Annotated in this window: 1 rRNA gene; it reads left to right on the top strand. The window is 48.0% G+C overall.

The annotated features are described in order from the left end of the window. Positions 1-85: ribosomal RNA gene (gene rrf, locus ACSV5T_RS09765) — 5S ribosomal RNA — on the top strand; the annotation flags it as partial. Between the last annotated feature and the right edge of the window lie 219 nt (positions 86-304).

Raw genomic sequence — 304 nt, 5'->3', positions numbered from 1 at the left:
TCCCATCTCGAACACAGTAGTTAAGCTCATAAACGCCGAAAGTACTTGGCTGGAGACGGCCTGGGAGGATAGGAAGCTGCTGATTAAGCATAAAATAGAGGGTCAACCCTAAAGGGTTGGCCCTCTATTTTTGTGCTCTAACGAGCACATTCTAATTTCCTTCTAGAGCCGTTTCCAGCCAAGGTTGTACAAGTAATATCTATGTGTATTCAATAATACAGGCGGCGTGGGAAGCCTAGGGCAATAGGGCGTAAAGGAGCGCAGCGACGCATACGTCCATTGCATCAGGTTCGACGAAGCCCTT

The sequence above is a fragment of the Veillonella sp. ZSJB6 genome (assembly GCF_051549505.1).
Classification (GTDB): domain Bacteria; phylum Bacillota; class Negativicutes; order Veillonellales; family Veillonellaceae; genus Veillonella.
The sequence above is the reverse complement of the archived record's forward strand: the minus strand, read 5'-3'. Positions and strand labels throughout refer to the sequence as shown.